The following is a 20269-nucleotide window of genomic DNA, read 5'->3' on the forward strand; positions in this document are numbered from 1 at the left end:
GAGGGCTTAATCGTTCTTCGTGAACCGCCGTGGTACGGAACCGTATGCCCGGTGGTGTGAGAGGACGGGGGAGGCGACTCCCCCTCCTACTCGATGGTGCCGGGCTAGTGGTGATCGGCCTGGCGGGCGGCCGGCTTGAAGGCGCCGGGCTCGAGCTCGTGGCGGGCCAGCAGCTTGTAGAAATCGGTGCGGTTGCGCCCGGCGATGCGCGCCGCCTGGGTGACGTTGCCCTCGGTGATCTTGAGCACCTTGACCAGATAGCTGCGCTCGAAGCCGGCCCGGGCGTCGTTGAAGGTCGGCAAAGCACTCTCCTCGGCAGCCAGCGCCTGGGCCACCAGGCCCTGCGGGATCATCGGCGAGGTGGTCAGGGCCACGCACTGCTCCACCACATTGACCAGCTGGCGGACATTGCCGGGCCAGGCCGAGGCGGCCAGCAGGTTAAGTGCCTCCGGAGAGAAGCCCTTGACGAAGGGCTTGTGCCGGGCGGCGGCCTGGGCGAGCAGGTGCTTGGCGAGCAGCGGCACATCCTCGGCGCGCTCCTTGAGCGGCGGCAGCCGCAGGTTGACCACGTTGAGGCGATAGAAGAGATCCTCGCGGAACTCGCCCTCGTGCATGGCGCGGTCCAGATCGCGATGGGTGGCCGAGATGATGCGCACATCGATGGGGATCGATGAGGTGGAACCGAGGGGGCGAATCTGGCGCTCCTGCAGGGCGCGCAGCAGCTTGACCTGCAGCGCCAGTGGCATATCGCCGATCTCGTCGAGAAACAGGGTGCCGCCGTCGGCCGCCTGGAAAAGGCCGCGATGCTCGCTCACCGCACCGGTAAAGGCGCCCCGCGCGTGGCCGAACAGTTCGCTCTCCAGCAGCTGTTCGGGCAGTGCCCCGCAGTTGATCGCCACGAAGGGCTTGGCGGCCCGCGGACTAGCCTTGTGGATGGCCTCGGCCAGCAGCTCCTTGCCCGACCCGGAGGCGCCGGTGATCAGCACGCTGACGTCGGCCGCAGCCACCATCTGCGCCTGCTCGAGGATGCGCTCCATCTCCGGATTACGGGTGATGATCGCCTCGCGCCAACGATCGTCGCCCTCGGTGGCGGGGGTAGAGGTCTGGGCCAGGGCGTCGTCGATGGTGGCGAAGAGCTCATCGCGGTCCACCGGCTTGGTGAGAAAGCCGAACACCCCCTGGCGGGTGGCGCTCACCGCATCGGGGATCGAGCCATGGGCAGTGAGGAGGATCACCGGCAGGCCCGGCACCCGGCGCTGGAGTTCCTGGAACAGCGCCAGGCCGTCCATCTCGTCCATGCGCAGGTCCGAGAGCACCAGGTCGGGGCGGGCGACGTCCAGCCGCTTGAGAGCCTCGCGGCCACTCTCGGCGGTGGTGACACGGTAGCCGCGGCTCTCCAGGCGCATGCCCAGCAGTGTCAGCAGGCTGACGTCGTCATCCACCAGCAGGATGTGCGCGCGCTGCCCCCCGGCATTGGGCTGGCGTCCGGTCTGCTTCATGTCGTCTCTCCCGTTTCATTCATTCTGCTGTCGCAGGTTGATGCTCTGTTCGATGGCGGTGAGCTGATCGAGCTTCTCGGCCATCGCCTCGAGCTGCGCGGAGAGGCGTGCATTCTCCTCCACGGCGGCGTGGTGCTCGTGGCGACTCTCGGCCAACTGGCCGGCCAGGCGACGGCGCCCCTCCAGCTCGTTGAGCCAGTAGCGCAGCAGCGGTTGCAGCCGGGCAGGCGCCGCGTGGAGATCGGCCTTGTAGAGCTCCGAGGCGCGCCTCCACTGCTGCGCATTTCCCCAACCGAGCAGCACGGCACGGGCCAGGCGTCGCTCCTTGGCATCACCCTGCAGGCGGGCCAGGGTGGCCTGCCGCCATTCGCGGTCGCCGCGCTGGGAAGCCAGGCCGAAGGCGACCCAGTCGTCAAGAAGGCAGGATGCATTGGCGAAGTCCGGCAACTCAGCATGACAGGCCGCCGATCCCTCGGCGTCGCCCGGCAGGGACGAGGAGGCGTCGGGTAGCGGCAGGCGTTCGGGCAGGTATTGGCAGCCGGCCAGCCAGGCCATGGACAGACACAACAGCAGCAGGCGCGCGGTCATGGTATGTCACTCCTTGCCTGGGTAGCGGCCAGGGCGAGCATGGGCGGGGCGTCATCCGGCTGGGGCAGCGGGCTCTGCCGCGGCAAGGTCAGGCGAAAGCACACTGCCAGCCGCGGGTCGTCCACGAGCTCAAGGCTACCCTGCTGGAGCCGGGCACAGTCGGCCGCCACTGAGAGGCCGATGCCGGAGCCCTTGAGCGGCCCCTTGCGACGCAGACTGCCCTGGAAGAAGGCCTCGAAGAGCCGCGCGCGATCCTCGACGGCGATCGGTTCGCCACTGTTGGCCACCTCGATCACCAGCCGGTCGCGCAGCGGTCGGGCACGGATCTCCAGCACTCCGTCATCCTCGCCGTAGGCGATGGCATTGGAAATCAGGTTGTCGAGTACCCGGGCCGTGGCGGTGCGATCGAGACCCCAGGACAGGGGGCCATCGAAGCAAATGACGCGCATCTGCTTGTTATCCAGGGCCAGGCGGTGCTTGGCTAGCACCTCCTTGGCCACGGTGGCGACGTCCAGCCATTCGATATCGGCTTGGCGATGGTGCTGGAACAGGTGGTAATCGAGCAGTTGCTCGATCAGCTGCTGCAGCTCGCGCCCGCTGGCATCGATCAGCTCGAGTATCTCACGCTGGCGCGGCGTGACTTCACCGGCCACGCCGTCGGTGAGCAGCGATGCTCCCTCGCGCACGCTGGCCAGCGGCGTCTTGAGTTCATGCGACATGTGGCGCAGAAACTGTTGCTTCTGGGCCTCGAGCTCCTCGAGCCGCAAGGCCAGCCAATCCAGCCGCTTGTCCAGGGTGACCAGTTCCGCCGGGCCCTTGAGGGGCCGCGGCGTTTCCCGCCTATCGCCCCCCACGCTGCCAATCCCCAGGATGCGTCGCTCGAGCTGGCGAATCGGCTGGATGATCAGCCGGGTGACCAGCAGCATCAGCACCAGGCTCGCCGAGACCAGCGCCGCGGTCTGCCACCAGAGGCGCACCTGCACGGCCTCGGCCCGGGCACGGATGCCTTCGATGCGCGCATCGATGCGCCGGTTGGTGGCGTGGCGCATCGCCTCGGTATGCTGGGCGAAGGGCAGGAAGTCGGCGAGCCGGTCGTTGAATGCCTCGCGCGGCAGGTCGGGTAGCTCGGCGAGCGCATCGAGCTTCTTCTCCAGCGCCGCCACATCGGGATCATCGGACAACAGCTGGCGCTGCTGGGCCAGCAGCTCACGGAACTCCGTGAGACGCTCGGCGAAGATCGCCAGCAGGCTCTCATCCCCGACCACGGCATACTGGCGGGCGCTGCGTTCCATTTCCAGCGCCAGGGCGCCCAGCGAACGGGCACGCCGGGTCTCCTCCACCGCCTGGCGGGCACTGACATCGGCCAGGCGCGACAGCTGCGAGAGGGCGTGTCCGGCCTGGATCATCAACACCGCCAGCGGCAACATCACCACCAGGAAGGCCAGCAGTACCAGCTGCAACAGCGAACGTGGCCGCCAACGGCGTGTAACGGCTGAGATCATGGACAGCGTTCTTTGCAGGGGAGTAACGGGAACCACCATTGTCTTCTTCCCAGGATACCAGAGTTCCGCCGAGCGCCCCGCCAACCGGCGCCATCCGCCGGGCACAACCCGCCTAAAACCGCCAAAAAAAAGGCCGGCAGAGCCGGCCCAATACGCAGGGAACTAAAGGGTCTGGGCACTCGCTCAACCGACGACCTGGTCCGTCCGTTGCCCGAATGTCCATGGGCCGGGAAGGCCCCGAAGCCATGAGTCGCCATCTGCCACCAGGGGCTGGTCGTCCTCATGTGGGTGACACACCATCGCGTGGTGTGCCGCCCTGCTCCGTTCCTGGCACCACCGCCTCGGCCGCGGGCCGATGGCGATGCTACGCGATTCGATCCCCCGCGGCGGGGGAGAGGCATCCCTGCCAGGGCGTCCTTGCCCTCTCGATACCGATCCTTGCCTGGCGGCGGTATCGTCTCATCGCAACCTACGTCACACATCGCTGGGAGCAGACACTGGCCGCTTCGCGGCGCGGGCGCACGGGGTCGTGAAATCCCGCCTTGCCGTCGGCGACCGGGGAACGGTTCGAGCCGAATGAACCGTAACCCCTTGCTTGCTCACCCCGAATAATGCCAAGGGCGTGCCAAAAACCGTGTAACACCTTTTATATCAGGAGGTTGAAAACCTCAGGAACGAGGTGGTGCAACAAACAAGCGAAGTGATAGCCGGAAGATGGACGTCATGGCGGCGATAGTGTCGCTCGATGGCGACACCATTCATCACTCGCGACGGAAAACGCAATTTTTCAATCGCTTAGCGTGTCTTCGCGTGGCGACGCCGGCTCCCTGTCGATGTCGCCCGGCAACAGCACGCCTCTCAGGCGAGGGGCTTGACGAGGATCTTGGACTTGCGCGCATGGTTGTAGGTATCGCGACGCAGCGGCGGCAGCGCCTCGATATCGGCGAGGCGAAAGCCATGCTCGAAGAACCAGTGGGTGGTGTGGGTGGTCAGGGCGAACAGCGCCGAGAGCCCCAGGCGGCGGGCGCGGCGCTCGATCTCGGCAAGCAGTAGTGCCCCGCGTGCCCCACCCCGGTAATCGTCGTGGACCGCCACACAGGCAAGCTCGCCCATGGCAGCTTCGTCGAAGGTATGCAGGGCCGCGCAGCCGATGATCATGCCGTCGCGTTCGATCACCAGGTAGTCGTCGATCTCGTACTCCAGCCGCTCCCGGGAGCGCGGCACCAGCATGCCCCGCCGCTCGAGCGGCTCGAGTAGCTCGAGCAGACCGCCGATGTCGCCGAGCTCGGCGTTACGTAACTGCTCGTAGCGATGCTCGGTGATCATGGTGCCCACGCCGTCGCGGGTGAACAGCTCACCGAGCAGAGCGTCATGGTCATGCCAGGAGAGCAGGTGGGTACGGGCTACACCATGTCGCGCCGCAGCACAGGCCGCACCGAGGTGACGGGCCAGTTCACTGGACGGGGCGGCCTGCTGAAACAGCGGCTCAGCCTCGTCCGGCGTCAGCTGACGCTGCAGCTGTCCGCTGCGATCGAACAGCCCACAAGATTCGCCGAGCAGGATCAACTTGTCGGCGCCGAGCGCCGTGGCGGCGTGGCAGGCCACCTCGGCGGCATCCAGATCGAAGACCTCGCCGATACTGGAGAAACCCAGCGGTGGCAGGACCACCAGCGAGCCACCCTCGAGCAGCCCCTCGATGGCCTGTGCCCTGACCCGACGCACCTCGCCACTGTGGTCGAAGTCGATGCCATCGCGCACGCCCAGCGGCTTGGCCATCACCAGGTTGCCGGAGACCACGGTCATCTCGATGCCATGCAGCGGCGTGTTGGGCAGCCCCGGCGAGAGCCGCGCCTCGAGCCACAGACGCTGCTCGGCGGCGATACGCTCGACCCACGCCATGATCGTCTCGTCGGCGACCCAGCGGCCCTGGTGGTGCTGGGGCACGATGCCCGCCTCGTCGAGGGCCCGCCGCACCTGGGGGCGGATACCGAACACCACCACCAGCCGCACGCCCAGGGTGTGCAGCAGCGTCAGGTCCTGGACCAGCTGCTCCCCTCGCCCGCTGGCCATCGCCTCGCCCTCGATCAGGATCACGAAGGTACGCCCGTGATGGGCATTGATGTAGGGAGAGGAATTGCGGAACCAGTCGACGAAGGGGAAACGAGTATCCAAGGCCGCACTCCGGCAGCAGGTGAACGAAGGGGAAGCCTCGCCACTATATCAGAGCGACGAAAACGGCGGCACCGATCTTGCCCTGGCCCCTGGCCTGGACCACGCTGCTTATCGCTGCCAACGCCCCCACGGCATTGGCCGCATCGCTGGCCCCACACTCTATGGCCTTGACGATATGGGCCTACAGCGGATGGAATGGCCAGTGACCGAACCTCATGGCCATGACAAATTCATCGAAGATACATTAATAAAGAGGTGACACCCCCGATGGCAGACGAGATCGAGCTCAAGCTGGCCCTGGGGGACGAGGCGCCCGAGGCCCTGCGCCGCCATCCCCGCCTGGCCGGCCTGACCTCCACGGTTACGCGCCTGGGTAACACCTACTACGATACCCCGCAGGGCGAGTTGGAGCGGGCACGCATGGCACTGCGCCTGCGCCGTGCCGACGACCGGCTGCTGCAGACCTTGAAGACCCGTGGCCAGGGCGGCGGCGGTCTCTCGACCCGTGGCGAATGGGAGTGGCAGGTGCCCGGCCCGGGCCTGGATCTCGAGGGGCTAGCCGCGCTGCCGCCCATGGCCGAGCGCGATTTCGGCCTGCTCGAGCGCCTGGTGCCATGTTTTACCACCGACTTCGTGCGCGAGACCTGGTGGCTGGAGGCGGAGGGGGTGGCCCTAGAGGTTGCCCTGGACCTGGGTGAGATCCGCGCGGGGAATCGGGCGGTGGCAATCCGCGAACTGGAACTGGAGCTCAAGGCCGGCGAGCCGGCGGTGTTGTGGTCGCTGGCCGAGGCGCTGGCCGACACGGTAGCACTGCGCCCTTCGGACACCAGCAAGGCGGCCCGCGGCGGGGCGCTGCTCGACGGCCGTTGGACACTGCCCAAGGGCACCACTTCCACGGCCTGGCTGCATCGCGCCACGGTGGCACTGGATGCCCTGGCCGATACCGGTCAGCCGGCCTGGCGTGGCGAGGCGAGGCGAGCCTTCCAGCAGCTGGCGGAACTGGGCGATGATGCCCTCGACGATGGTGCATTGCGCGACGACGCCCGCGCCCTCGCCGCGGCCCTGGGTGGCGAAGGCTGGCTGACCCCGGCCTTCGGCCGTCGGATGCTGCGGCTGGCCCGCCGGGTGCCCGGCGACATCGACCTGGCCTGACCGGACCTCCCCAGGCCCGGGCCCGTCACCACAAGGACAAAACCGTGAACCATCTTCCCAAGCCCGCCGGCGAAGGCCTGCACACCCGGGTCTTCCAGATCATCTTCGAGTCCGACACCCCGCTGGCCAAGGGCTTCGACATCGCCCTGATCGTGGTGATACTCGCCAGCGTGCTGGTGGTGCTGCTGGAGAGCGTGGCCAGCCTGCGCGCCGAGTACGCTAGCCTGTTCTTCTGGCTAGAGTGGGCCTTTACTCTCGCCTTCACCCTCGAATTGGCGGTACGCCTCTACTGCCTCGAGCGTCCCTGGCTGTACCTGAAGAGTTTCTACGGAATCATCGACGTGATCGCCATCCTGCCCACCTGGCTGACGCTGATCCTGCCCGGCACCCAGACGCTGGTGGTGGTGCGCCTGCTGCGTACCCTGCGCATCTTCCGGGTGCTGCGCTTGATGCAGTTCGTCGGTGAGGGACGGCTGCTGATGGATGCTTTGAAGCGCAGTAGCCACCAGATCCTGCTGTTCTTCTTCACCATCTTCATGCTGGTGACCATCTTCGCCGCCGTGATGTACCTGATCGAGCCCCGGGAAGCCGGCTTCACCAGCATTCCCATGGCGATCTACTGGGCCATCGTCAGCCTGACCACGGTGGGCTATGGCGACATCGTGCCGGTGACCCCGCTGGGCCAGGCGATCACGGTGATGCTGATGCTGACCGGCTATTCGATCATCGCCGTGCCCACCGGGGTCTTCTCCGCCCAGGTGATCCGCTCGATCCGCGAGGAGCGCTACTCCGAGGAGGCCTGCCCCGGCTGTGGCCACGAACGCCACGAGAAACGTGCCCGCTACTGCCTGAAGTGCGGCACCTGGCTCGACGAGACCACTCCCGACCCACGCCTGCCCGAGGAGCAACGTAAGGCCTGGTGGCGCCGCCACCATAGCGGCAAGAAGAACGACGATGCAGGGTCACCGCCGGCAAGCTGAGCCGGCGGCGGGCAGGGATCAAACCTGGAAGGGAGTAACGTCGCCTCGCCCCTCGCGAAGGATCTTCGGCGGCAGGTCACGCAGGTCGATCACGCTGGTGGGCTCCAAGTGGCAAGCGCCGCCGTCGATGATCAGCTCGAGGTGGGCGCCAAAGCGCTCGCGAATCTCCTCGGCATCGGTCATCGGCAGCGCCTCGCCGACCGGAATCAGGGTAACGCTCATCAGCGGCTCGCCCAGGGCGGCGAGCAGCGCCCGGGTGATGGCATGGTCCGGCACGCGCACACCGATGGAGCGGCGCTTGGGGTGCAGCAGCAGCCGCGGCACCTCGCTGGTGGCCTCCAGGATGAAGGTATAGGGTCCAGGCGTGTGGGCCTTGAGCAACCGGAAGACGTCGTTGTCCACCTTGGCGTAAGTGCCAATCTGCGAGAGGTCGGAACACACCAGGGTGAAGTTGTGCTTGTCATCCAGCGAGCGCACCCACTTGATCTTCTCGATGGCCTTCTTGTCGCCCAGGTGGCAGCCCAGGGCATAGCCGGAATCCGTCGGGTAGGCGACCACGCCGCCATTGCGGATGATCTGGATCGCCTGGTCGATCAGGCGCTTCTGGGGATTATCGGGGTGAATCTGGAAGAACTGGCTCATGCAAGCTCCCTGTTCGGTGGCCGGTGGAAGGTATCTATCACTATAGCGAATCCCGCCCCCGGACTCAGGCGGCCGAGGCCGGCAGGCTGACAAGGGCCGCCAGCCGCGGGTGGGTCCACACCGGCGGTGTCGCCGTGCGTGGCACCGCACCCATGCTGCCGGGCGCCAGGTGACCGCCAGGGAAGTGGAAGTCGCTGCCCACCGAGCCGTAGAGGCCGCGATCCTGGAGCTGGCGGGCCAGGTCGCGGGTCAGGTCGGCATTCTGGAAGCCGCTGACCAGCTCGGCGGCCTGCCCCCCGGCGGCGGCAAAGTCGTCCAGCAGCTGGCCGCGCTTGCGCCGGGTCAGGCCGTGGCGCAGTGGATGCGCCAGCACGGCCACGCCGCCGGCATCGAGGAGCCAGCCCACCGCCGCGGAGAGAAAGGGCCAGTGGGCCTTGATGTCGCCGGGCTTACCGTTGCCCAGGTGCTTGGCGAAGGCGGTGCCCATATCGGGCACCAGGCCAGCCGCGACCAGCGCCCGAGCGAAGTCCGGGCGGCCCAGCGGGCGCGGCGAGCCGGCCTGCTCACGGGCGCGGGCCAGAGCATCGGCGAGCCCGACCTTCTCCATGCGCTCGGCAATCGCCAGGGCCCGCCGCTCGCGGGCCTCGGCCTGGGCCACAAGGCCCGCCACCAGGTCGCCTCTAGGCCCCTCGGGCAGCAAGCCCACCACGTGGATGTTGACGCCGCGCCATTGCGTCGAGAGCTCGGTGCCGGGAACCAGCCGGATTCCCTCACGGCGTGCCGCTGCCTGCGCCTCGACGATGCCGTCCATGGTGTCGTGATCGGTCAGCGCCATGTGGGTGAGCCCGCGGGCGCGGCACAGCGCCACCACCTCGGCCGGCGGCAAGGCGCCGTCGGAGGCCGTGGAGTGCATGTGCAGGTCGATGGTGAGGGGCTCGCCCTCGAAGCGCAGGGGAAGTGCTGGCATGGGCATGACGCCGGCAGGTGACTTTGTCAGAATGAGCGTCCATGTTGCGTGCCCGACCGGTGACGGTCAATGCCGGGCCCGGTCGCACCCGCGGCGCGAGCCGCCCATCAGCGAGGAAGATACGAGATGCTCTACGCCATCATCAGTGAGGATGTGAACGACAGCCTGGAGCGGCGGCTTTCCGCCCGTCCCGACCATCTAGCCCGTCTCGAGATGCTGCGCGACGAGGGTCGCCTGGTGCTGGCCGGTCCCTACCCCGCGATCGACAGCGAGGACCCGGGCGAGGCCGGCTTCACCGGCAGCCTGGTGGTCGCCGAATTCGATGACCTGGAAAGCGCCCAGGCATGGGCAGACGCCGACCCCTACATGATCGCCGGCGTCTACGCCAAGGTGACAGTGAAGCCGTTCAAGAAGATTCTGCCCTGAGCCCTGCCCTAAGCCCTGCCCCCGGCGTCCTGCCTGCGCTCGCCGGCCTTGAGCGTGCCCGCCTCGACTGGCGAAGAGACGACATTGGTGAGGAAGTGCCACATTCCACTGCCTTCGATGACGTCTACTTCTCGCGTCATGACGGCCGCGCCGAGACCGAGCATGTGTTTATCGCCGCCAATGACTTGCCGCGCCGTTTCCGGGAGTGGCGTGAGTCACGCCCTTTCGTGATCGGCGAGACCGGCTTCGGCACCGGGCTCAACATGCTCTGCGCCTGGGCCTGCTTCGCTGCCCATGCCCCGCCGGAGGCCCGGCTGCACCTGGTCTCCACCGAGAAGTTCCCGCTTGACCGCAACGACCTGGCCCGGGCGCTGGACGCCTGGCCGGAGCTGGCCGAGCGGGCCGAGCGCCTGATGAGTCAGTGGCCCGAGCCGGTGGCCGGCGTGCATCGGCTATGGCTCGATGACCGGGTCACCCTGGATCTCCACCTCGGCGACAGCGTCGAGCGGCTGGCGCTGCTTGACGGCCAAGTCGACACCTGGTTCCTTGATGGCTTCGCCCCGGCGAAGAACCCTGAGATGTGGCGACCCGAGCTATTCGCGGTGATGGCGGCCCGCTCGCGGCCCGGGGCGACCCTGGCCACCTTCACCTGCGCCGGGGTGGTCAAGCGGGGACTCGCCGCCGCTGGCTTCCGCTGGCGCAAGGTGCCAGGCTTCGGGCGCAAGCGCGAGATGCTGGCCGGGGAGCTCGCCACGCCCGTCGTGGATCGCCGACGCGCCGCCACCCCCTGGTTCCTGCCCCCGCCCCCGCGACCGGCGCGCCATGTCGCGGTGATCGGTGCTGGCATCGCCGGGGCGGCCACCGCCGCCGCCTTGGCCCGGCGCGGCGTGGCCGTGACCCTGATCGAGCGGGAGACCCCCGGCAGCGGCGGCTCGGGTAACCGTCAAGGCGCGCTCTACGTCAAACTGGCCGCCGAGACCAATGTCCAGAGCCGGGTGTATCTGGCCGGCCTCCTGTACAGCCGGCGCTGGCTCGAGGCCCTGGACCCCGAACGCACACTATGGGACGACTGCGGCGTGCTGCAGCTGGCGACGAGCGAGAAGGAGGCCCGGCGGCAGAGCCGGTTTTTGGCCCATCACTCCCTGCCGGAGAGCGTGGTGCATGGCGTGACCGCGGACGAGACCTCGCGGCTGGCCGGCACACAGATCTTCCACGGAGGGCTGGAGTACCTTGGGGCGGGCTGGGTGCGGCCGGCAGCACTCTGCGCACGACTCGCCGCCACGTCGGGCATCACCCTGCGCCGCGCGGAAGTCGTCGATGTTGCGCCGCACGAGACGGGCTGGTCACTGATGCTGGCCGACGGCGAGTGCCTTTCGGCCGACCAGGTGGTGGTGGCCACTGCTGCGCTGGCCAACCGCTTCATGCAGACCGCGGCGTTGCCGCTGCAGCCGGTGCGCGGCCAGCTCAGTTGCCTCCCCCTGCCACCGGGTGCGCCCACCCTGGGCCGGGTGATCTGCGCCGGCGGTTATGTGTCGCCGGCGCTGAACGGCGTACTCAGTTTTGGCGCGAGCTTTTCACCCCACGACACGGACACCGGTATCCGCCAGGCCGACCACGCGGCCAACCTGGCCGAGCTCGAGGCCACCCTGCCGGCCTTCATGGCCGCTCTGCGCGAGGCAGGGGCCCGGCTCGACCCGGCACACCTCGATGGCCGCGCCGCGGTGCGCGCCGCCAGTCCCGACAAGTCCCCCTATGCCGGCCCAGTGCCCGACGCCAAGACCTGGCGGCGCGACTATGCGGTGCTGGCCCGGGATGCCACCCGGGTCCCCGACACGCCGGGACGCCACCATGCCGGGCTGTGGATCAGCGCCGCCCATGGCGCCCGGGGGCTGGCCAGCGCGCCCTTGTGCGCGGAGGTGATCGCCTCACGGATCTGCGACGAGCCGATGCCCCTGGAGGGAGCGCTGGTCGACCACCTGCATCCGGGGCGGCGGCTGATTCGCGAGCTGATCACGCGCCAGACGAACGGCTAACGGGTCAGACTGTCGCGTGCTGGGCCCACACCACATACGGCAAGCCCGCCTGATGCACCAGGCGGGCTTGCCATGGCGGGATAAACATAGAAGGTCACCCTCGGCCGGTGCCAGGCCGAGGGCGCGAGGGATAGGTGATCAGCCGAGCTTGGGCATGCCAGTGATGTAGCCTACCGCTGCGCCATAGAGGTCCTTGTAATTGGCGCGCACGTAGGGGTCCAGGGTCTCACGGACCTGGTCGTGCAAGGGGCTATCCCAGTCGCCTGGATGCTGGAAGTTGCTCATGATGTAGGTCCATCCATTGATTGCATCGACGGCCTGTAGCCCGGTGGACTCAGCGCCGGCGGGACAGGACAGCAGGCGCGTCAGATCACCGCTGTCGACATTGTAGGCCCACAGGAAGTTATTGACGTGATTGCCGCTGTCCTCGCCGATGAACAGCGTGCGCAGCGCCTCGGAGTACTTGATGTTGTCGGGGTTGGCGATGCGCTCGGCATGCGCGGTGTTGCCCAGGGCGTCGGGCTCGGCTAGATCCTCGCCCACCAGATTGGGCGGTGGCGCCATATGCACCGACACCCATTCGCTGTCGATGGGCTGGCCATCGCTGTCGCGCTGGCCACCGCGCAGAGTGTGCTCGTAGACCGCGCCGGCGGCCGGGCCTTCAACGTGGATTTCGTTGCTACCGTCGGTCATCGTCTTGTAGATGTAGGACATGGCCGAATAGGCTTTCTTGTCGGCAGCATTGACGGTAGTGCCCTCCATCTTGGTAAAGCCCATCGAAGCCCCCACCAGAGCCGCATAGCGATGCGTCTCGAGGAAGGCGGCGGCCTTTTCCATCCCCGGCTTCAGCTTGACCCAGTTGAGCTTGCCGCTAAAGGGGATGCGGGTGAAGCTGTCGTCCTGGGGATCCTCGCTGCGGACGTCCATGATGTCCGCCACCTGGATGCCATCGTCAATCAGCGTCTTGATCTCGTCACTGCTGGCGTGACCCAGGCGGATCCAGCCGATGTCGCCGGCGCCGGGGCCCTCGCCCGAGACCTGGGTCCACTTGCCCACGTACAGAGTGCCGGATGACAGATCCCGCGGCCTATCGGCGACGAACATGAATAGACCGCCGTTGGTGGCATCATCTCCCATCAGCACGGTGCGCTCGTCTGGCATGACCTGAACCAGCTCATGAGAGATGCGACCCAGGTTGTAGTGCTTGACAAGGGTACCGCTGCCGTCGGGGTTCACCGTCACTTCCGGCAGGTGGCCATAGTGATAGGGATTGCCGCGACTCTCATCGCCGAACAGATGTTTGCAGAAGCTCTTGAAGGTCTCATCGGGCGCGGCGGCATCCGGCTCGTACTCCTCGCTGGACAGGTGGGTGCCCCAGGGGGACAGACTGGCACCGCAGGTGATCCACAGGCCGTTGACCGGAGAGGTGTCGATATTGTGGTACTTGACCAGCGTCAACTGGCCGGTCTCCGGGTTCTGGTCCAGCGTCAGCACCGCGATCGGCGAAGGCAGCTGGCCGTACATCGATTCATCGGCGCCGTTGCGGGTGACGTACTCGAACTGCACGACGGCGAACACCGGATTGCCGTACACGCGATCCACCTGGGCATTCTCGACTGTCAGCAGGCTGGTACCGTCCGGGCAGTCAGAGAAGAACTGGCGGTTGTCGGCCGAGGGGTCAAGGATCGGCCGGTTATCGATATCGTAGTAGCCGCCGGCGACCACGGTGCCACCCTGGCCGTCCGGCACACGATCGCCGGTAATGAAGAAGGGATGATAGGCCAGCTTGACCTCACGGCTGGTGCCGTCGGTCATCTTGAGCTGCATGGCCGAGCCGATGGTGGTGGTCGCCATGGCCGCCGGATTGCTCAGGGAAGGCGCCGGCATGGGCAGGAAGTTGACCGACGCCAGGCTGGCCTGGCTCGCGGCGAAGGTGGAACCGCTGGCGCCCAGGCTGGCAAGACCACCGGCGAGCGGCAGAAGGGGGGCGCCCGCCATGAAGCCGAGAAGACGGCGGCGGTTTGTGTCAATGGAGTGCGTCATCGGAGCGTCCTTGGTCATCAAGTGGAGTCGAGCAACAATGCCCTCGCCGACTGGCGAAGGCCGACATCATTGATCGACTCCGAGAATGATCCCTGGTTTGGATGACATCTCGCTGACAGTTGCATGTCCGACGGTGGCCATCCAGCCGACCGGGCTTCGATCCGCGCTTCGCTACGGACGATGTCGGTGGGTCAGACCCTCAGCCCTCCTCGTCGTCTGCCAGGTTGCGGCCGAAGGCCCGCCACTGGGCAAGCGTCATCACCTCGGTGCTCTGGGTCTCCAGGTCATGGACGATCAGCAACTCGTTGCGCGCGAGCTGGGCCTTGAGCTCAGCAACCCAGCCTGCCATGCCCTCGCCCGTGTCGGTGGTATCGTAGCCCTGACGGGTGACGAAGGCCTCCAGCAGGGCGTCGAGGGTCTCACCCGGCAACATGCGGAAGGGCACCTCGATGAAGCGTTCGCTGTTCATGGGCTGCCCTCCCCCTTCTCCCAGCGCTCCAGGCGCTCCAGGAAGGTCGTCTCGTCGATGATCTCGACCCCCATCTGCTCGGCCTTGTCCAGCTTGCTGCCGGCGGCCTCGCCAGCCACCACGCAGGCCGTCTTGCGCGAGACGCTGCCTGTCACCTTGGCGCCCAGGGCCTGGAGTCGTGCCTTGCCCTCGTCGCGGGTCATGCTCTCCAGGGTGCCGGTGAGCACCCAGCGCTGCCCGACCAGCGGCTGGGGGCGTTCGCCGACTATCTGCTCGTCCTCCCAGCTCAACCCGCAGGCGATCAGGTCGTCGATGGTCTCGCGGTTGTGGGGCTGGCGGAAGAAGGTATGCACATGAGCGGCGACCACGGGGCCCACGTCTTCCACGGCCTCCAGTGCCTCGATATCAGCCTCCATCAGCGCCTCCAGGGTACCAAAGTGGCGCGCGAGGTTGACGGCTGTGGCTTCCCCCACCTCACGAATGCCCAACGCGAAGATGAAGCGCGGCAGCGTCGTGCGCTTGGCCTTCTCGAGTGCTGCCACTAGGTTCTCGGCGGACTTCTGGCCCATGCGCGGCAACTCGGCGAGACGCCCGGCCTCGAGCCGGAAGAGATCCGCCGGACTCTTCACCCAGTCGCGCTCGACCAGTTGGTCGATCAGTTTCTCGCCCAGACCATCGATATCCAGCGCCCGGCGAGAGGCCAGGTGCTTGAGGGCCTCCTTGCGCTGGGCAGGACACGAGAGGCCCCCGGAGCAGCGCGCCACCACCTCGCCTTGCAGATGCTCGATCTGCGCCCCACAGGCCGGACAGTGCTCGGGGAAGACGATCGCCCGCGCATCGGCCGGACGGTACTCCTCCAGCACCCGGATCACCTGGGGAATGACTTCAAAGTGTCGCCATGGCATCGATTGTTCAACTAGAGACATTGAGAAAAAACCTCTATTAATCAATTGCGTATCAAAGAAAACTCTTGCATTATCAGTATTTGAAAGGTTCATTAAGGCAAAAAAATGACATATGATGAAAAAATAGACTTTTTGTCCACGATAATGCATAAAAAAACACTGGACCTAATTGTCGGCAGCTTGAGTGAACACAATAAAGCATACCGCTCAAGCCTGCTTAAATTAATGTGCCAGTTTCTCCCATATCTAATGGAACGGTCCACAGAGAATGATAATGCAATCGAAAGAAAAGTTTATCTAATTTGCTCGCATATTTGCCAAGCACATACTTACAGTACCGCGCACGCTAGGCTTATGCAACTTGACGTCGCGCTTGGGCAGGCATCAAAACTAGGCCTTATAAAAACGACAGATTCTCTTAAAATTAAAATTTATAGTGAAGAAGAATATTTCAACTATCGAAAAACTCTCATACCACACGAAATAAAGAGAAAACTGTCTACCTCTCCTCGTGCTGGAGATGTTTTTTTAAATGTCCTAAAAAAATGCTGCACTAAAGAAATCGCCCAACGTCTCGTTGAGCACATTTCATCTAAGAAGAACCCTAAACATCATCGCCTACCGCTATCTGAATTCCTACCACAAATACATTCTTCTTCCGAACACTGGTATAACAATCCAGATTTAATCAGAGGTGAGCTTTCAGCATTTAGGGACAGCCTTCTCGACAAATACCAAAGGAATACTGCATATGGCCTTTTTCAAAATTTAAAAAATTCGTTCAGAGTCCTTATAGAGCACAACCTACTACCGAATGAAACCGAGTTGCCCGGAAACATGAAACGTGGTGTTGCGACTCAAAGGATTCGCGCAAACAACCCAATAATATCTAAGATAGATATCTACACAAATTTGCCACGACGTCCTCACAAAAATTCACATGACTTCTTAGACAATCTCCAGAAGGATATTTCTAAAAATTTAAGTGGGCTTGTAAGTTCAGCACAAAAAGTAGTCCATGGAGAGTATGAAAAATTCCTAAAGAAAGATGAAATAATAAACCTTAGCGAATGTCGCGAATTTTTGCCTCACCCTCACCATTTATTAAAAGACAATCCAGGCGGAAAAAAAAGGAATGGCGTTAGTCCATTTAATCCAATACGCCCCTTGTATTTTGAGAACACGATTGCAGCATTGGATTTTTATTTCGACCGACTACTGGTAAACACCCCTTTACCCAAAGTACCTTACTTAAAAAAGAAACCTGAACACCTCCCCTATCTCGGCTTGACATCCAAGACTGCCTCCGCAATGCAAATAATAATAACGGAAGAACTAGGAATCAACCCATATTCTTTATACAGAGTAAAGATAAACAGCGACAACCGTGGCAAAGAGTATGTCCAGGTAACTAATGAAGGAACAGTTCGGTTAAGGGCCTTAAAACCAAGAGCGAGAAAAATTCAAACGAAGGAAGCTTATGGAAGCCTGGATGAGCTGAACAGGCTAGCTCCGCACGAAATAGATGCAGCTGCTTGTTTACGAATGGCTCTTGAAATGACTGCTAAAATTCGCAAAATCTTAAGCAGAAATGAGCTATGGTTATGTCTAACAAAAGATGGTGCGACACTGCCAACTCCTGAAGCATTCCAATACCAGTTCAACAAAATCTGCGTAGAAGCAAGGCTATCGCACCCTTCTCTACCAGATGCAACACTTAAGAAAATCCGAACATCAAAAGCAATACTACTATATATATCTTCACGTGGAGATGTTTTAAAAACCGCTTCTTACTTAGGGAATAGCGTTAAAACAACTCTAGATAGATACATCCCTCCCCAGCTAACTGAATTAATATATAGGGTTAAGATAAGGTCTTTTCAGAACATGCTCCTTATACTTGCGTCTGACGCTGACAATGAAAAGAGCATTGCCAAAGCCCTGGGCATATCTAGTGAAAGACTAGAGAATATGGCCGAAGCCTTATTCAACAACCCAGACATGGGAGGAGTTTTATTTGACTCCATGTCAAAAAAAGAAAAAGGCACCGAGGACGAAAAAAAAGTTTATTTCAAAGTGTCTGAAAAAAATATTGCCATCGCACTTAAATATGCAAAAAAAGGCAAAGATGATGAGCTTAAAGAAAAATGCCAAACAGCAATAGCCAAGATTTCTGAAGGCTCGATCTTGTTTAAGCAAATGCTCAGAAAAGCACACATAGCCATTCAGGAAGAACCAAAAGGAGAGCAAAAATGAAGAATGAAGAAAGTGCTTTTAAAGAATTATTAAATCATAATGAAGAAGATAAAGCCATTGCTCAAGAGGATTTTCCAAAGCCCCGCTGGATGATTAATAACAGTGTAAAAGATGATGTTTGGACGCTAGCCAGGACAGGTTTTCCTTTGTCCAATGAGGACAGGTCAGGAAAAACAGATAGCCTATCGTTCCATAGGCTTATTGCACCTGGAGTCTACTTGACTGACTCAAGATACATCACCCTAAATAAAGATATTCGAAACAGTATTCTTTACTTAAATTTGATAGGAAGAATAACTCGCCCTTTACGTGGCCGAGCAATATTAATTACTGCCACAAACCTTGTGCTTCATGCAAATGAATTACGACATAAAAATAACTCTCCATTAATTATTAACCTTAGCGAGATCACAATTGATGATATAAAAGATTACTTATTATCATTTAGTGTCACGCAAATCGAGTTTGATGCGTGCCTAAATATCATACACGGTAGTTACACGAAAAAATCAGATGTGGACTGGGAGTACATCCAAACCAGACTTGCAGTCACTACGAGAAAACTCAAAAGCATCAAGCATAAAGTAACAATGTACTTATCTAAAAACTACGTGCCATTCAGGTCACTCATATGGGAGAAACGAGAGCACTTTCAAGCATCACTTGATAATGTGCATTTTTCCTTAGACCCTAAGGAAAAAACAATTTCTAACACTATATCTCAAATAGAATCTCTTTATGTAGCTAAAAGAGCGCAAAAATATAAGTTTAGTCATTCAGCAATGACAATATTTTCGTCTGGACACGCAGTGTTCAAAACTATGCTGGAGCCGCAAAAAACTAAACTAATCCCAGTTGATATTGCGCTGCATTCGTTATCAAATTCTTTGAGTTTTGTTCGTAGATTCGGCCCTGGCCTCAGAGAGTATGCTTCAAATCTCATGAGCAATGAAAAAAGGCTTATATCTCACTATTCATATACAAGGGATACCAGTACACACCTTCTTAAGAAGCTTCAAGATGAGTTATTTTCGACAACTAATCAACCATCTTCTCTAATCGATCTTAACATCGTATCAGTTCGAAATTTAGATTATGGTAAACCTTTCAATAAATGGAAAGACGGTTTAACCTTTGCCCAAGCAATATCACTTTACTGTGCAGCCATGTGGATAATTCTTGCTAGCTTTTCAGCTGGAAGAAGCACATCACTACGATCTCTACGTAGAGACTGCTTTATCTGCTCACCCATTGATGGTTTATTTGACTTAAAAATAAGAATACCAAAAAGCTCTGAACGCTTTGATCTTGAAGAAGTTTATCGACCAATTCCAGATATTATTCATGACTATGGATTAGAATTTGCAGCTCTATCATGTGAGCTTGAGAAATGGAAATCTGAAATTACTCAAGATACTGAGGCATATTTATTTAACCAACTATTGTCAGCGAGGGCAGTACATTCTTACAGTCACACTAAGAGAATTTTATACAGCGCGCTTACGCCTTTAGGTCTTGACACAGCAAATTCCTACATATGTTTTTTTCAGGACTGGATTGACTCCCCCACTAAAAATGGAGAAAGATGGTACCCATCAACTCATCAATTCAGGCGATTATTTGCAGTGCTATACTTTAACTTCTCACATGACCTTGGACTCGAAGAACTTTCATGGTTTATGGGGCACGCACACCTAGATCAAACATTTCATTATGCGGAGATTTCACCCACTGATGAGTGGTTAGAAGAAGCCAAAAGGACAATTGCCCGCATCGCTTCCAACCTGCATAAACAAATAAATTCAGACGAAACGATTAAAGAAATAGTCACGAATGCTAGAGCACAAACTAATGTATCAACAGTTCTTGAAGAGCTCGTTCACCATATGATTGAGGAGCACCAAAAGAATACAGGGCAAGAAGTAAGGTTCCATAGGATAGATGGAGAAGATATATTTTTTTATTTCAGTAACGCACAGGAGGAACAATAATGGCTATGTTTAAAAGAGGGGAAACCTCAGGGCATGTCATAGAACGCAAAAGGGCAATAACAAAATCTATCCTTAGAAAAGCTAAGCTGTTAAATGAAATTCAGTCTATTGAAGAAATCCCAGAGGCCATAAAAGGAAAAAGTGGGAAAGTTTCGGAAGTCGCAGTCCATAGTTGGCATGACGAAAAAATTCAGGTTCTAGGTTACTCGAGAAATACAGCATATGCTAATCACAACCAGATGGCTTTAGAGCAGTTGCTTGCTGCCATTAAAAAGGTTAACAACATTACCTATAGAACTATGCCCCCCAAGGGGCTATCGAATAACCCGTTGAGGGAACGAATAAAAGAGCTTGAAAAAGAGAACAACTTGCTTCGTAACGCTCTTGCCGAGGTATATAGGTCTTATATGTATATCGCCGAAAAAAACACTGAGCAAACAAGCATTCAACTATCCAAGCAAGAATTTATTTCTGAACAAGCTGCAATATTAGGTGAAAACAGGCTAAAATCTATAGATAAAAATGATTAGTTAGGATTTTTCGGATAGAAAACAATACCGCACATATTGTAGAATTATTTATAATGGGTATACGGATTTAATGGTTGATGGGGCACCTTCACCCCATCAATCTGATACCACCCT

At 60.2% G+C, this 20269-nt stretch carries 15 protein-coding genes and 1 pseudogene; 7 read left to right on the plus strand and 9 right to left on the minus strand.

Annotated elements, in window-relative coordinates; genetic code table 11:
- Positions 1 to 104: 104 nt before the first annotated feature.
- From glrR to argA, 4 genes are all read right to left on the minus strand, one after another.
- Positions 105 to 1499 carry a two-component system response regulator GlrR gene (glrR, locus tag DFO68_RS11265; RefSeq protein WP_133483766.1) on the minus strand — a complete coding sequence of 465 codons (1395 nt, stop codon included), beginning with the start codon at positions 1497 to 1499 and terminating at the stop codon, positions 105 to 107.
- A 15-nt stretch (positions 1500 to 1514) separates the two neighbouring features.
- Entirely contained in the window at positions 1515 to 2087 is a 573-nt protein-coding gene (locus DFO68_RS11270) for a hypothetical protein (protein WP_133483767.1), read from the minus strand.
- A complete protein-coding gene (locus DFO68_RS11275; protein WP_133483768.1) occupies positions 2084 to 3589 on the minus strand; it encodes an ATP-binding protein in 1506 nt (501 codons plus the stop codon). The genes DFO68_RS11270 and DFO68_RS11275 overlap by 4 nt, the downstream gene beginning before the upstream one ends.
- A gap of 858 nt (positions 3590 to 4447) precedes the next feature.
- The gene (argA, locus tag DFO68_RS11280; protein ID WP_133483769.1) at positions 4448 to 5761 is read right to left on the minus strand and encodes an amino-acid N-acetyltransferase; all 1314 of its coding nucleotides are present in this window, start codon (positions 5759 to 5761) and stop codon (positions 4448 to 4450) included.
- A gap of 267 nt (positions 5762 to 6028) precedes the next feature.
- Between argA and DFO68_RS11285 the strand changes: the two genes are divergently transcribed.
- Together DFO68_RS11285 and DFO68_RS11290 are read left to right on the plus strand one after the other, a co-directional pair.
- Entirely contained in the window at positions 6029 to 6913 is an 885-nt protein-coding gene (locus tag DFO68_RS11285) for a CYTH domain-containing protein (RefSeq protein WP_133483770.1), read from the plus strand.
- 44 nt (positions 6914 to 6957) lie between these two features.
- Positions 6958 to 7893 carry an ion transporter gene (locus tag DFO68_RS11290; protein WP_133483771.1) on the plus strand — a complete coding sequence of 312 codons (936 nt, stop codon included), beginning with the start codon at positions 6958 to 6960 and terminating at the stop codon, positions 7891 to 7893.
- A gap of 18 nt (positions 7894 to 7911) precedes the next feature.
- On the opposite strand, the gene DFO68_RS11295 is transcribed toward DFO68_RS11290, so the two are convergent.
- Positions 7912 to 8535, minus strand: coding sequence for an L-threonylcarbamoyladenylate synthase (locus tag DFO68_RS11295; RefSeq protein ID WP_133483772.1), 624 nt, complete (start codon positions 8533 to 8535; stop codon positions 7912 to 7914).
- A gap of 64 nt (positions 8536 to 8599) precedes the next feature.
- Positions 8600 to 9508, minus strand: coding sequence for a PHP domain-containing protein (locus DFO68_RS11300; RefSeq protein ID WP_133483773.1), 909 nt, complete (start codon positions 9506 to 9508; stop codon positions 8600 to 8602).
- Between the two features lie 120 nt (positions 9509 to 9628).
- Between DFO68_RS11300 and DFO68_RS11305 the strand changes: the two genes are divergently transcribed.
- Entirely contained in the window at positions 9629 to 9928 is a 300-nt protein-coding gene (locus tag DFO68_RS11305) for a YciI family protein (RefSeq protein ID WP_133483774.1), read from the plus strand.
- The gene (gene mnmC / locus DFO68_RS11310) at positions 9925 to 11961 is read left to right on the plus strand and encodes a bifunctional tRNA (5-methylaminomethyl-2-thiouridine)(34)-methyltransferase MnmD/FAD-dependent 5-carboxymethylaminomethyl-2-thiouridine(34) oxidoreductase MnmC (protein WP_432206840.1); all 2037 of its coding nucleotides are present in this window, start codon (positions 9925 to 9927) and stop codon (positions 11959 to 11961) included. Before DFO68_RS11305 ends, mnmC begins: the two co-directional genes overlap by 4 nt.
- Before the next feature lie 138 nt (positions 11962 to 12099).
- On the opposite strand, the gene DFO68_RS11315 is transcribed toward mnmC, so the two are convergent.
- The 3 genes and pseudogenes from DFO68_RS11315 to DFO68_RS11325 all read right to left on the minus strand — a co-directional run.
- Complete coding sequence (locus DFO68_RS11315) at positions 12100 to 14004, minus strand: PhoX family protein (protein WP_133483776.1); 1905 nt, start codon at positions 14002 to 14004, stop codon at positions 12100 to 12102.
- Between the two features lie 199 nt (positions 14005 to 14203).
- A complete protein-coding gene (locus tag DFO68_RS11320) occupies positions 14204 to 14473 on the minus strand; it encodes a YheU family protein (protein WP_133483777.1) in 270 nt (89 codons plus the stop codon).
- Positions 14470 to 15360, minus strand: a pseudogene (locus DFO68_RS11325) (helix-hairpin-helix domain-containing protein); the annotation flags it as partial. The gene DFO68_RS11320 and the pseudogene DFO68_RS11325, both read right to left, overlap by 4 nt.
- A 372-nt stretch (positions 15361 to 15732) precedes the next feature.
- On the opposite strand from DFO68_RS11325, the gene DFO68_RS11330 reads away from it, so the two are divergent.
- The 3 genes from DFO68_RS11330 to DFO68_RS11340 are packed head-to-tail and all read left to right on the plus strand — an operon-like array spanning position 15733 to position 20155.
- Entirely contained in the window at positions 15733 to 17634 is a 1902-nt protein-coding gene (locus tag DFO68_RS11330) for a hypothetical protein (RefSeq protein ID WP_133483779.1), read from the plus strand.
- Positions 17631 to 19625 (plus strand): hypothetical protein, encoded by a 1995-nt coding sequence (locus tag DFO68_RS11335; RefSeq protein ID WP_133483780.1) that lies wholly within the window; start codon positions 17631 to 17633, stop codon positions 19623 to 19625. The genes DFO68_RS11330 and DFO68_RS11335 overlap by 4 nt, the downstream gene beginning before the upstream one ends.
- Complete coding sequence (locus DFO68_RS11340) at positions 19625 to 20155, plus strand: hypothetical protein (RefSeq protein WP_133483781.1); 531 nt, start codon at positions 19625 to 19627, stop codon at positions 20153 to 20155. Before DFO68_RS11335 ends, DFO68_RS11340 begins: the two co-directional genes overlap by 1 nt.
- Positions 20156 to 20269: the final 114 nt, after the last annotated feature.

The organism is Halomonas ventosae (assembly GCF_004361885.1).
Classification (GTDB): Bacteria; Pseudomonadota; Gammaproteobacteria; order Pseudomonadales; family Halomonadaceae; genus Halomonas; species Halomonas ventosae_C.

Excerpts from the sequence above, each read along its gene's own strand:
- DFO68_RS11270 (WP_133483767.1), bottom strand. The coding sequence starts at position 2,087 with ATGACCGCGCGCCTGCTGCTGTTGTGTCTGTCCATGGCCTGGCTGGCC.
- DFO68_RS11340 (WP_133483781.1), top strand. The coding sequence starts at position 19,625 with ATGGCTATGTTTAAAAGAGGGGAAACCTCAGGGCATGTCATAGAACGC.
- DFO68_RS11275 (WP_133483768.1), bottom strand. The coding sequence starts at position 3,589 with ATGATCTCAGCCGTTACACGCCGTTGGCGGCCACGTTCGCTGTTGCAG.
- DFO68_RS11305 (WP_133483774.1), top strand. The coding sequence starts at position 9,629 with ATGCTCTACGCCATCATCAGTGAGGATGTGAACGACAGCCTGGAGCGG.
- DFO68_RS11320 (WP_133483777.1), bottom strand. The coding sequence starts at position 14,473 with ATGAACAGCGAACGCTTCATCGAGGTGCCCTTCCGCATGTTGCCGGGT.
- DFO68_RS11285 (WP_133483770.1), top strand. The coding sequence starts at position 6,029 with ATGGCAGACGAGATCGAGCTCAAGCTGGCCCTGGGGGACGAGGCGCCC.
- glrR (WP_133483766.1), bottom strand. The coding sequence starts at position 1,499 with ATGAAGCAGACCGGACGCCAGCCCAATGCCGGGGGGCAGCGCGCGCAC.
- DFO68_RS11335 (WP_133483780.1), top strand. The coding sequence starts at position 17,631 with ATGAAGAATGAAGAAAGTGCTTTTAAAGAATTATTAAATCATAATGAA.
- DFO68_RS11330 (WP_133483779.1), top strand. The coding sequence starts at position 15,733 with ATGCAACTTGACGTCGCGCTTGGGCAGGCATCAAAACTAGGCCTTATA.
- DFO68_RS11300 (WP_133483773.1), bottom strand. The coding sequence starts at position 9,508 with ATGCCCATGCCAGCACTTCCCCTGCGCTTCGAGGGCGAGCCCCTCACC.
- DFO68_RS11315 (WP_133483776.1), bottom strand. The coding sequence starts at position 14,004 with ATGACGCACTCCATTGACACAAACCGCCGCCGTCTTCTCGGCTTCATG.
- DFO68_RS11295 (WP_133483772.1), bottom strand. The coding sequence starts at position 8,535 with ATGAGCCAGTTCTTCCAGATTCACCCCGATAATCCCCAGAAGCGCCTG.